This is a genomic window from Paenibacillus sp. GM2 (assembly GCF_900069005.2).
In the GTDB taxonomy this organism is placed as follows: domain Bacteria; phylum Bacillota; class Bacilli; order Paenibacillales; family Paenibacillaceae; genus Fontibacillus.
Window position 1 is genome coordinate 2,436,514 of sequence record NZ_LN831279.1, and the last position, 12,595, is coordinate 2,449,108.

Annotated in this window: 12 protein-coding genes; 1 reads left to right on the plus strand and 11 read right to left on the minus strand. The window is 47.8% G+C overall.

The window, feature by feature from the left end; translation table 11 throughout:
- The first annotated feature begins 25 nt into the window (after positions 1-25).
- Positions 26-1,615 (plus strand): phosphoglycerate dehydrogenase, encoded by a 1,590-nt coding sequence (gene serA, locus BN1360_RS20790; protein ID WP_068781769.1) that lies wholly within the window; start codon positions 26-28, stop codon positions 1,613-1,615.
- Between the two features lie 163 nt (positions 1,616-1,778).
- Here the strand turns inward: serA and BN1360_RS20795 are convergent, their stop codons facing one another.
- From BN1360_RS20795 to BN1360_RS20845, 11 genes are all read right to left on the minus strand, one after another.
- Positions 1,779-3,218: a HAMP domain-containing sensor histidine kinase gene (locus BN1360_RS20795; RefSeq protein ID WP_068781770.1), complete on the minus strand. Its 1,440-nt coding sequence runs from the start codon at positions 3,216-3,218 to the stop codon at positions 1,779-1,781.
- Positions 3,219-3,935: a response regulator transcription factor gene (locus tag BN1360_RS20800; protein WP_068781771.1), complete on the minus strand. Its 717-nt coding sequence runs from the start codon at positions 3,933-3,935 to the stop codon at positions 3,219-3,221.
- Positions 3,936-3,998: 63 nt separating this feature from the next.
- Entirely contained in the window at positions 3,999-5,264 is a 1,266-nt protein-coding gene (gene ccsB / locus BN1360_RS20805; RefSeq protein WP_068781772.1) for a c-type cytochrome biogenesis protein CcsB, read from the minus strand.
- 2 nt (positions 5,265-5,266) lie between these two features.
- Entirely contained in the window at positions 5,267-6,937 is a 1,671-nt protein-coding gene (gene resB, locus BN1360_RS20810) for a cytochrome c biogenesis protein ResB (RefSeq protein ID WP_068781773.1), read from the minus strand.
- Positions 6,938-6,942: 5 nt separating this feature from the next.
- A complete protein-coding gene (locus BN1360_RS20815; protein ID WP_068781774.1) occupies positions 6,943-7,476 on the minus strand; it encodes a redoxin domain-containing protein in 534 nt (177 codons plus the stop codon).
- A 127-nt stretch (positions 7,477-7,603) separates the two neighbouring features.
- Positions 7,604-8,440, minus strand: a complete 837-nt coding sequence (locus tag BN1360_RS20820; protein ID WP_082790153.1) for a pseudouridine synthase — start codon at positions 8,438-8,440, stop codon at positions 7,604-7,606.
- A gap of 154 nt (positions 8,441-8,594) precedes the next feature.
- On the minus strand, positions 8,595-9,128 hold the full coding sequence (locus BN1360_RS20825; protein ID WP_068781775.1) for a spore maturation protein: 534 nt from the start codon (positions 9,126-9,128) through the stop codon (positions 8,595-8,597).
- 16 nt (positions 9,129-9,144) lie between these two features.
- Positions 9,145-9,771 (minus strand): nucleoside recognition domain-containing protein, encoded by a 627-nt coding sequence (locus BN1360_RS20830; protein ID WP_068781776.1) that lies wholly within the window; start codon positions 9,769-9,771, stop codon positions 9,145-9,147.
- 42 nt (positions 9,772-9,813) lie between these two features.
- Entirely contained in the window at positions 9,814-10,977 is a 1,164-nt protein-coding gene (locus tag BN1360_RS20835; RefSeq protein WP_068781833.1) for a D-alanyl-D-alanine carboxypeptidase family protein, read from the minus strand.
- Positions 10,978-11,251: 274 nt separating this feature from the next.
- Entirely contained in the window at positions 11,252-11,701 is a 450-nt protein-coding gene (ytfJ, locus tag BN1360_RS20840; protein ID WP_068781777.1) for a GerW family sporulation protein, read from the minus strand.
- Between the two features lie 114 nt (positions 11,702-11,815).
- Positions 11,816-12,526 (minus strand): DUF2953 domain-containing protein, encoded by a 711-nt coding sequence (locus BN1360_RS20845; protein ID WP_068781778.1) that lies wholly within the window; start codon positions 12,524-12,526, stop codon positions 11,816-11,818.
- Positions 12,527-12,595: the final 69 nt, after the last annotated feature.

The window sequence follows — 12,595 nt, forward strand, 5'->3', positions numbered from 1 at the left end:
ACCATATTTAGGAGGCAAAGAAATCATGTTTAAAGTTCTTGTATCGGATCCGATCAGTGATCTGGGGATTCAACAGCTCGTGGAAGCCAGTGACGTCGTAATAGACAAAAAGACAGGACTTAGCGAAGATGAACTGGTTCAAATCATTCCTGAATACGACGCATTGCTTGTCCGCAGCCAGACCAAGGTGACTGACAAAATTATGGAAGCCGGTAAAAATCTCAAGGTGATCGGCCGCGCCGGCGTGGGCGTTGATAACATCAACCTCGAAGCGGCAACGCAACGCGGAATTATCGTTATCAATGCGCCGGATGGCAACACGATTACAACCTGCGAGCATGCCTTCGCAATGATGATGGCCCTTGCCCGCCATATTCCGCAGGCTTATGCCAAGACCATCTCCGGAACCTGGGATCGTAAATTCCTTGGCGTAGAGCTTCGCAATAAGAAGCTTGGCGTGCTCGGTATGGGCCGAATTGGTTCGGAAGTTGCCAAGCGGGCCAAAGCATTCGGCATGGATATTCTCGGTTATGATCCGTTCCTGACCGAAGACCGTGCAGAGAAGCTCGGAATCAAGCTGTCCAGCGTCGAGGATATCGTCCGTAATGCGGACTTTATTACGGTCCATACTCCTTTGACTCCGGAGACCAAGCATATGATCTCGCGCCCTCAATTCGAGATCATGAAGAAGGGCATGCGCATCATCAACTGTGCCCGCGGCGGAGTTATTGATGAAATGGCCCTCGTGGAAGCAATCGATCAAGGTATTGTAGCTGGAGCTGCCTTTGACGTATTTGAGAAGGAACCGCCGGAAGCGGATCATCCTTTCCTGAACAACCCTAAGATTATCGTTACTCCGCATCTGGGTGCTTCCACCGTCGAAGCCCAGGAGAATGTAGCCATCGACGTATCGGAGCAAGTGCTGCATATCCTTCGCAACGAGCCGTTCAAGAATGCCGTGAACATGCCGCCGGTTGCACCAAGTGTAATGAATAAGCTTACGCCTTATTTCGAGCTTGGCGAGAAGATTGGCAAGCTTGCCGCTCAACTGAATCAACAGGCGGTGCAAGAAATTCACGTGGATTATGCCGGAGATCTGGCCGAGGTGGATACTCAGCCATTAACCCGCTATATTATCAAAGGCGTGCTGTCCCGCCACTTCGGGGACGATGTCAACATCGTTAACTCGATCCATCTGGCCAAGGTGCGCGATGTGAAAGTGGCAGTCACCCAAGCCTCGGCAACGAAAGGCTTCACGAATTTGATCAGCGTAACGCTGAAAGCGCCGGATGGCACAGAACATTCCATCGCTGGAACACTGCTGAACGGCTATGGCGCAAGAATCGTCCAAATCGACAAGTATCCGGTGGATATCGCTCCAGAAGGCCATCTGATCTTCGTATCCCACAATGATATTCCAGGCATGGTCGGTCATGTAGGAACTCTGCTTGGCAGCAATGAAGTCAATATCGCTTCGATGCAGGTTGGACGCAAGATCGTAGGCGGTGCCGCGATCATGGTTCTTACCGTGGACAAGGCCGCTCCTGCTGGGGTCATTAGCAAGCTGACTCAATTGCCGGAGATCAATAAGGCGCAGCAAATCGCATTTATCTAAATTATTCAAATAAGAGCTGTCTCCCCGTCGTTATTCACGGTTTAGGGGGACAGCTTTCTTTTATTCGGAATTCAAAGAACATGTTCCACGTTGAACAAGATTTCTCTTGTTCGTTCAACAAAAAAACCATCCTTTCTGCAAACAGGATGGTCCTACATTCAAATTATTGATGCCTTTCGACAGGCAATATCATATGGAATATCGTCCCTTTGCCCAGCTCGCTCTCCGCCTGAATCGTACCTTGATGCGAATCCACGATGTTCTTCACAATAGACAATCCCAGTCCGGTTCCTACCGTTTCTCCCCGAACACGGGCCTTATCCGCCTTGTAGAACCTCTCGAAGATGAAAGCAAGGTCATCGGAAGGAATCCCTGCTCCGCTGTCCTTAATCGAGGCATGCAGCTCCTTGCCGAGCTTGCTCTCGCGGATATGGGCGCTGATTCCGATCTCTCCCCCATCCGGCGTATGCCTAAAGGCATTATCAAGCAAGTTCGTGAGTACCTGTTCCAGCCGGTCCTCATTGGCCTCTTCCAGATACATCGGCGAATCATCAACTTCCAGCTGAAGCGTGATATCATGCTCCTTGGCCCGCACCAGGAATTTGCGGTGCATCCGCTCCGCCAGCTCACGAAAGTCCATTTGTGCCATCGGCATATCAATATAACCTGCCTCCATCCGGGCCAAATCAAGCAAATCGCGGACGAGGCGGGTCATGCGAAGGGATTCATCATGAATGACTTGCACAAGCTCGGCTTGTTCCTCAGGCGTTGCCGCCATGCCGTCAAGCAGGGCTTCGCTATATCCTTGCATCATCGAGAGCGGTGTGCGAATCTCATGGGAGACGTTGGCGACGAAGTCGCTGCGCATTTTCTCCAGCTTGACCTGCTCCGTTACATCCCGCACGACAGCTACCGCACCACGAATCTCCCCATCTGAGGCGAGCGGGGTCATATGTACCGACCATACGCCTTTCTTCACATGAATATTCATGCTCTGGTCGCCTTCCTGATCAAGTACACGATGGAACATAGGAATGAGCGGCTTCGGAATTCCGCTCCAATAATCATCCTCTGTCATTTCCTCCATCTCGGAGACCGAGTCCGGAAGATCGCCCCAGAGCTCAAGCACTTTCTCCCCCGGAGGATTCGTCAATATTATTGCGCCACTGCGGTCCAGTGTAATAACTGCATCATACATACTTCTAAGAACGCTGGACAAATGCTCCTTCTCATGCTTCAAGCTTCGGATAGTATTCTCCAGCTCTTCAGCCATATGATTGAAGGTAATCGATAAAGTTCCGATCTCATCGCTTGTGCGAAGCGACAGCCGAGTATCATACTTCCCCTTGCGAATCGAGTCTGCCGCGCGAATCAGCTGCTGCATCGGCTGCGTAATCTTGGTGAACAAGAACAACGCAAAGAAGGTGGTAAGTGAGAACCCAATCACACACACAATCACAAACATCTTCTTAATTGCCGCTGAATTCGTAAAGTTCGTATCGATATACGGCAGCAGGAATAATCCCAATATCAGCAGTACGCAAGCAACCAGGCCAATAATCGTCATCCACAGCTTGCCGACCAGCGATCTCCAGAAGCTCACTTACTTAGCAACCTCCAGTTTGTAACCAACACCCCATACTGTAGTGATCATGGCCGCTGATTCCGGAGATACTTTATTCAATTTTTCGCGCAGGCGTTTTACATGCGTATCTACTGTTCGAAGATCGCCGAAAAATTCATAATTCCAAACATCCTTCAGCAATTCCTCTCGTGAGAATACTTTATCCGGCGATACCGCCAAATAGTGCAGCAATTCATATTCCTTAGGAGTCAGGCTGACTTCCTGCCCATTGGCTGTAACACGGTGAGCGTCATGTTCAATAATAAGATGAGGGAACACGATGTTGTTGCTGGTTCCGCTTTCCTTGGTCAAGTAAGCAGTCGCAGAAGCGCGGCGCATAATCGCCTTGACACGATAAATGACTTCACGCGGGCTAAAAGGCTTAACGACATAATCGTCTGCACCGACCTCAAAGCCTTGAACCCGGTTCATCTCCTCACCCTTAGCCGTCAGCATCAGCACCGGCGTCGCTTTTACTTGTCTCAATCGATTGCACACTTCAATGCCATCGATTCCCGGCAGCATCACATCAAGCAGAATTAAGCCATAATCGTTGGACGTCGCTTTTTTCAGGGCGATTTCTCCATCCTCAGCTTCATCGATTTCGTATCCTTCTTTTTCCAAATACATTTTTAGCAATCGACGAATACGCTCCTCATCATCAACCACCAAAATGCGATTCTCTTGATCTGACATCAACAACAACCCCTTCATCATCTTACCCATTCACCAGAGCGAATTATAGGATTAATAATATTGTTAGTCTGTGCCCGCGTAAGAATGCAAACCTGCAATAATGAGATTAACACCCACGAGCGTAAACATTACCACAAGGAAACCAATCACGGCGATCCAAGATGCCTTGCGTCCGTGGAAGCCGCGAGACAAGCGCAGATGCAAATAAGCGCTGTAGTAGAGCCATGTAATGAGCGCCCATACTTCTTTGGGATCCCAACCCCAAAAACGGCCCCATGCTTGCTGGGCCCAAATCATAGCAAATACCAGTGCCCCAAGTGTAAAGATGGGAAATCCGATAGCGATCGACCGATAGCTGATCTCATCCGCATCATTCGGATCAATCCCTTTGACGGCAGGCGCTAGTACCTTGCTTAACGGACGGCGCAGAATAAGCCTTAGTAATAAATATAGCACAATCCCGGCAATTAGAGCCCATATCACCGTATTCAATTTACGGGCCGAGCTGGCTTCGCTCATCCATGACGGCGCTTCAAACCAAGCCCGATCCATTCCAAGGAACGATGGTACAGACTCGGCCTTACTCTGATAAGGCGCCACAATTGGCGGCATATGGTAAACTCCCTGTTGTTCTATTGTACTATCTTGTTGTACTTGGCTGTCAATCACTGTCTGATTTTGCGTAAATACAGCCTCATATCCAGCGGCCCGGAAGGCAAAAACCGACACAATAAAGCCCACTACTATAATAATAGAAAATAGCGTAAATTCAATCCATCTTTTTTGGCGGCGTGCTGATTTCTCGTTGCTATCGAATTCGATCGTGCGAAGCAGGTATAGCAGCGCGGCCACAAAACCAACCGCGAAGAAGGCCTCGCTGGTCGCTGCCAGCGTCACATGAATATACAGCCAGATTGAGCGTAACGAAGGGATGAGCGGTTGTACATCCTGCGGGAACACGGCGGCATACGCCATAATAATGATTGCGATCGGCAATGCGAACATGCCCAGCAATATTTTGCGATAGATCAGGAAGATCACGGTAAATGCTATCATCACCATCATAGACAGGAATGTCATGAACTCATACATATTGCTGACCGGAATATGCCCGCTGTAGGCCCAGCGAAATGCACAGTAAACCAGGTGCGACAGCAAGCCCAAGGAAGAGGTTACAAAGGAGATTCTCCCCCACTTCCGTTCATGACGCTGCGGGTCTCTATTCTTCCACGTCTTCCCCGTAACAGCAACTACATAAAAAATAAAAGAAGCACAGTACAGAAAAAAAGCAATCATAAATCCATATCGGCTGATTTCCAAAAAATTCATAGCTATTCCCCCCCATTTTCCAATGACTTCTCATCTGCTTCTATGCCCATCGTGCTTAGAAACGAAGATACTTCACGGCGCATGCCGAACCAGTTCTTCGTGGTGTGCGCTCCAAGCGTCAATATTCCTTCATCAATGCGGAGCCAGACTCGCCGATGCTGCCAATAGAAGCTCATGATCAAACCAAGCATAACGATTCCAAGTCCAAGCCAGACAAACGGCATGGCCCGGTCAATCCGAATATTCAAATAGCTGGACGAAGCGATGATGTCAATGTCCTCCATCGACTGTACGTCTAATTCCAGCTTGTTCTGCAGTCCGCCAAGCTTCTCATTAATCGCATCCTGCTGGAATCGCTCTTTATCGATCTGCTTCGGAAAATAGATGAACTGACTGCCTTCCTCAGGCAAATCCGGACCCTTCACTATGAAGAGAAATGCCGGAGCATTCGGGTCCCTGGATTTTGAAATAGGCTGCCCTTGTTCATTTAAGGAGAAATCCAAAAACTTATTTTTCAATTCCAAGGTGTAAGGACCAAGCTTGAACTCCTGTTGCGGGTTGTTCATCTCAAGCTTGAACTTTCCGTATTGCTCGCCGGTCACTTTATCCACCAGTACAGGCTGAACCGAACGGAGCTTAGGAGTTAAGTCAAAATCAAATTGATATACGCGCAGCCCTTTATAAGTCAAAGGGTCATTCACTTGAATCGCATGACGCTTCACTTCTTTGAGCAGAGGTTCCTTGGATGGATCATCGCAATTCGCAGTACATTCATATAGAACCGCCTGCGTCTCGAACAGCTTCGGAACCACTTTACCGGTCTTGCGGAATTCTTCGGACATTTCGTCCTCGGAATAATACTCCACGGTGAACTTCTCGTTCTTTAAATAAAGATCCGTTCCGGGAATTTTCGTCTCTTCCCCTTCAGGGAACCAATAATGCTGATCATAATGCAAGCCTGGCAAGCCCCTGAACAGTACGGCCAATAAGAATATGATTAGCCCGATATGTATAATATAGGGGCCCCAGCGGCTGAAGCGCTGCTTCTCAGCAAGAAGCGCAGCCTTCTCTGTATGCACGCGATAGCCTTTCTTCCTGAGGGGCTTGACAGCCCGCTCTACCCATTCGCTGCCTTTCTCTGCTACAAGCCCTTGATACACGACCTTCTGGCGCGTAAGGAACTGCATATGCTTAGGAATACGCTGCTTTGAAAGCGCTTTGTAAAGTGGCAACACGCGGTCCAGGCTGCAGATGACGAGGGACGCGCCGATCATCACCAGCAGCAGGACGAACCACCAGGATTCATAAGTGTGGGAGAGACCCAGCTTATAATAAATTTCACCGATCTGCCCGTACTTGTTCTTATAGAAGGTGGTCGGGTCAAAATTAATGAAATTGCTCTCCTGCTCAAAAATAGTGCCTAGCATGGCGCCTACCAGTGTAAAGATAATTAAATAAACCGCAACTTTCACCGATGAGAAAAAGTTCCAGATCCGATCGATAAAATTAGGGTTTACGCGTTGGGAACGCCGGGCCACACCATCATAACGCATTTCCAACAGTCCCTTGGAATCGCCGATGTCCTCCAGCGGCTTCCCACAGGATTCGCACAGGACCGTGCCGACCCGATTTTGATGACCGCATTCGCATTTTGTATTCTCTATCCATGCCATAACCTCTACCCCTCAGTCTGTACAAGCCGCTTAATCTGCTCATTCAATGTTTTCAGATTCAGCTCACCTTGTTGGATAGAAGCGATTTTCCCTTTTTTATCTACAAAAAAGGTTGTTGGCATCGGTACGACTCCATAATCGCGAACAGCTTCGTTATCTGTGTCAAATAGAATCGGAAAATCAGTACCAAGCTGCTGTGTAAAATTAGTTACCGTCATCTGATCTTCCCCTGTGTTGATGCCAAGCACAACAACTCCAGAGTCGCGCCACTTCTCCCACTGCTGCTGCAGAGCAGGCATTTCATTTACGCAGTAGGTACACCAGGTAGCCCAGAAATTGATGACGATCGCTTTGCCTTTATATTCGTCCAGGGTATGTACTTTGCCATCAAGTCCAAGCAGCTTTACCGCTGGAGGTTTGCCGCCAACCACAGGCTTGTCGTTCCCCCGGCCGAACACCGCCGAACTGATGGCATATGCTCCTAACACTACAATGCAGAGCAATACTATAATTTGAACAGGACGTCTCGCCTTCCCCATATCAATTCTCCTCACTATGACAATTTTCATAAATCAATGAACAAATCGTGAACATCCTATGAACATTATAACGAAAATTGCCATATTTTTCGCGAGGGGAATTATGAATATTATGTGTCTGAATGGGCTATTCTTTTTTTCGCGGTTTGAAATTTCCTTTGTTCTTGTTGGGCTTGACGGGTTTAGCGGGTTTAGCGGGCTTGTCCGAGCTTTCTCTTTTCAAAGGTTTGCTTGTTTTACCTGCTGCTTCAGCTAGCTTATACAGACCTTCTACTTCTTCCTTCGTTAAGTGGCGATAGAGCCCTCTCTTCAAATTACCGAGAAATAAATCACCAAAGGAGATCCGCTTCAACTTGAGGACCGGATGTGATATCGCATCGAACATACGGCGCACCTGACGATTTCTTCCTTCATGGATCGTAATCGATATCGTCGATTGCTTCCCTTCCGGGTCGATATCATGATATTCGGCCTCTGCCGGGGCCGTCATTCCATCTTCAAGCATAATCCCTTGCTTAAGCTTGTCTAATTCGGTGCCATGAGGCACGCCCTTCACCGTGGCCAAATAGGTCTTGGATACATGATGCTTAGGATGAGTCAGCAGATGGGCAAAATCCCCGTCATTCGTTAAAATAAGCAGGCCTTCAGTATCGTAATCGAGACGTCCAACCGGATATAGTCTCTCTTTAATACCTTTCAGATAGTCGGTGACTATTTTTCTTCCCTGCGGGTCTGATGCACTTGTGATGACGCCCTTTGGCTTATTGAATACGAGATATACTTTCTTCTCTGCACCAATGGTTTTACCGTTTACGGTAATGACGTCTACATTCGGGTCAGCTTTTGTGCCAAGCGTGGTCACGACTTCATCGTTGACCATCACTTTGCCGCTCAATATTAATTCCTCACACTTTCGGCGCGAAGCTACGCCAGCATTGGCTAGTATTTTCTGTAATCTTTCCATTTTTTCATTAGTCACCTCAATACACATGATACCTATAGGAGATGAAATTCACAATAGGCCGCAAGAAAGCTGTTCATTTTACAAAAATATAACCGCCCAAGCAGGAACACCCCCAAGGCGGTTAGATTATATGTAAACTCTCTATTAAAAAGTATTAGCCGAATAAGAGCAAACAAATGAACACAGCAGCGAAAAATCCGACAATATCGGAGAACAAACCAACCTTGAGCGCATAACGCCCGTTGCGGATCCCGACAGCCCCAAAGTAAACGGTTAGTACGTACAAGGTGGTATCGGTACTCCCTTGAATGGTTGAGGCAATTCGTCCGATCAGGGAGTCCGGTCCATAGGTTTTAATCAGATCTGTTGTGAAAGCTAGAGAGCCGGTGCCTGTTAAAGGACGCAGCAGGCCTAACGGCAGCACCTCGGCAGGAATACGTAAATATTCAAACAAAGGCGATACCAGACCGACAAAAAACTCCAGCGCCCCTGAAGCCCGAAAGACGCTAATCGCCACCATCATGCCAACCAAATTGGGGATAATTCCAATCGCCGTATTAAAGCCATCTTTCGCTCCGTCCACGAAGGACTCGTATACAGGTACTTTTTTGAAATAAGCGTATAAAGGAATGAATGCGATCATAACCGGGACAGCCCAGGCGGACAGAAGATTAATCCACTCCAGCAATGAAGCTCACCCCTTTCTACCTCTTCAAGGTCATCGTATTCGGGGGGCTTAGCGGCGGTATTTTCTTGGAGTAGCGCCTGCGGTAGAATCGGTCGGCTACAATCGCCGCCATCGTTGCGATCGCGGTAGCGATAAGCGTAGAGCCTACGATCTCCGCCGGATTTGCCGAGTTGAAATTAAGCCTGATCGCGATTAAGGTCGTAGGAATCAAGGTAATACTCGCCGTATTGAGGGCAAGCAGTGTACACATCGCCGGAGAAGCCGTATCCTTGTCCGGATTCAACTCCTGAAGCTGCTGCATCGCCTTGATTCCCATCGGTGTAGCGGCATTTCCTAGGCCGAGCAGATTTGCGCTCATATTGGTGAGAATAAAGCCCATCGCCGGATGGTTTTTTGGAACATCGGGGAACAAATAAGATACTACAGGCCCCAGCAATTTGGAGATCGTCTTGATTAGCCCCGCATCCTCCGCCATCCGCATCATCCCTAGCCAGAAGACAAGTACGCTGATCAGACCGAAGCAAACCGTAACTCCCGTTGCAGCGCCGTCAAAGGCCGCTTGGGTTACCGTATTGATATCACCCTTGACCGCGGCGAACAAGAAGCCGATGACGATGAGTCCCAGCCATATTTTATTTACCATATCCCCTCGTCCCCCTAACTTTCAGCCAATCCATTTTTTCCCTTAATCCCCCGAAAATAACAAAGATCTTAATGCATGCTGAAATGAGGTAAACCAATCCGGCCGCATGCTGCCAGAGCTATAAACCTGCTGATACCGTTTCGGAACCGGCGGAAGGCTGCCGCGTTTGTAGACAGGAATCTTGCCGATTAGCTGCTGGTCCAACATAATGTGCAGCTCTCCCCGCCTGCCGAAGCTAAGCTCGTTCTCCTCCTGCAAGACCAGCTTCTTCCCGATCTGTCCCGATTCTTCTGAGGTTAGAGCATACTTAAAGCTTGTACCGGCAACAACACCGCTGTGCAAGCTTTGTCCTCTCTTGATGATCTCTACAAGCGGAAAATGCCCAAAGCCATAATCAAGCAGTCTGCGATGATCATTCCAGTCATCCCCATCATTAATCGTTACCACTACAAGCTGCTGGCCATTTCGGGTTGCTGAACTGACCAGACAACGTCTGGCTATTTTCGTATAACCTGTTTTTACACCGTCTGCTCCCTCGTAGAAGCGCAGCATTTTATTTTTGTTAATCCATTTATAATCCCAAGGATCATTTGGATTCGGTGCCTGTTTAACCTGCGTCTTAACGATCTCTTTAAAATCAGGATTATGCATTGCGTAGGCCGTTAGCTTGGCCAGATCTACTGCAGAAGAGTAATGATTTTTGGCGTCTAATCCATGTGGATTTTGAAATTGTGAGTGGTTAAGCCCTAGCAGCGCCGCCTTCTCGTTCATCAGACGAACGAACCCTTCCTCCGAACCGCCGACATGCTCGGCAATCGCTGTAGCCGCATCATTCCCTGAGCGCAGCATTAGTCCAAACAGCATATTTTCCAAGGTCATCTCTTCGCCCAAATGAAGATAAATCGACGAACCCTCTTTACCGAACGCAGCCCGACCCACCTTGACCTTATCGGATAATCGCCCATGTTCAATCGCCACAATCGCCGTCATGATTTTCGTCAGACTGGCAATCGGAAGCTCTTCATTTCCATGATGCTCATAGAGCACCCTGCCAGAGGCAACATCTAGCAGAGCTGCTGCTTGGGCATGATCCCCCGGGCTCTGCGGTCTATTTGGCTTCTCTTGCTCTTCAGCTTGTACCGCTAATGGATATAGCAGCAGCAGGCAACTCGTCAACAAGGATATAAAGCGTATCTTGGATGTCATTCTCATCGTCGTATTCCTTTCGGCTGAATGCTTGGCGAACTTGTATCATTATATGCATTTCACCAAGATAGTATGTCCCAACTTAGGGTAGTCAAAAAGACCACTTTTGATAAGAAAACCAGATCGAAGTCATTCAGGGAGGAGCAACCGCGATTCAAAGGATGGTTTTTTTCAAAAAAAGAACCCTCCCGGAGCTTCCGGAAAGGATCGTTTATTGCCCCTTGGGTGAAGCCAGGCTTGCACTTATCAAAAGTGGACTTTTTAGATTTCCTTTTTATAATTCTGTATGAACTTCGATTTTAGGCTCATCTTCTTTGCGACTTGGAATCATCGATTGAATTCTGTCAATTACATTCGGCAGCGCATCGATCATCTTCTCAGCCAAATGAGTCTGATTATCGAGTGGAACAATGTGTACTCCCTGAGTACCTACAACAAGAAAAGCAATCGGATTGATGGAGACACCGCCCCCACTACCACCGCCGAAAGGTCTTTTAGCATGGTCATCAGAACCGCTGGAGCTGCTCTTTTCATAATTATGATCATTCTCAACACAGAAATCACTGCCTCCGGCAGCAAAGCCAAAACCAACACGGCTGATTGGAAGAATCACACTACCGTCAGGTGTTTGAACAGGTTCACCGACAATGGTATTCACATCAACCATTTCTTTAATGTTCTCCATCGCCGTTTGCATTAGCCCTTGAATTGGATGTTCAGCCATTGTAACTTCCTCCTTAAGAATTGGGTTGAATAAGGACTTCCTACGCTTTTCGTAGTCTGCTCATACCGCGCATGTTGTATGTATGGGATTTAAGTCCTCAAGGTCCTTGAAGTCTCATTCGCGCTCTGATGATTTTGCTGATTTGGCTTTGGACAATATCTTAAGCCATTTGCGCAGCCCTTTATTCTCACGCAATACCCGAAAGATCAATACAAACGATGCATATAAGGCATAACCTAGGCGAATACGCGCTTTGCATTTTAATTGGCTGACAAATAAAGGAGGAGATCCAAATTTAGGTACCACGAATAGCTTGGGACGTTGTTGCAGTGAAATGCGATAAGATAAAAATCCGATAAGGGTCGATTTGAGCGCCCAAGCGAAACCGGTTAACGTTGCAGTATGCGCCGCATTGGATAGGGCAATATTAGTGGACCAATCCAATTGGGTAACCTTAATATGCTTCAATGAGGCTTTCATCCAGCCGCGAAGTCCAAGGGTAGCTTCCAGCATTGTTCTAAAATCATCCGCCCATTGCTCAATCTTATGTTTATTAATTGCCTGCTCGTGATTTGCCGTCTGTCCCTCGTTCAAATTATTGCTGTTTTCTCCCCGGAAAATTAATCCTTCCTGCAAATTCTTCAGTTCAATCTCCGGTATTTTATAGTGAAGCGAGATCAGGCCAAAGAGCAATGTAACATCGATCGTAACCATGTCATTCTTATTGCTCCTCTTGGCAAAGAACTGAAGCTTGATATGCGATAATAGGAGTAACACAATGATGAGACACAGCAGGAACAGGCTGCTTCCGAGCCAAATCCACACGAGAACGCCCTCCATGCTATTCAGATAATAAGCTCTTAATAGTATGGCTGTTCACTATAAGAAACATTC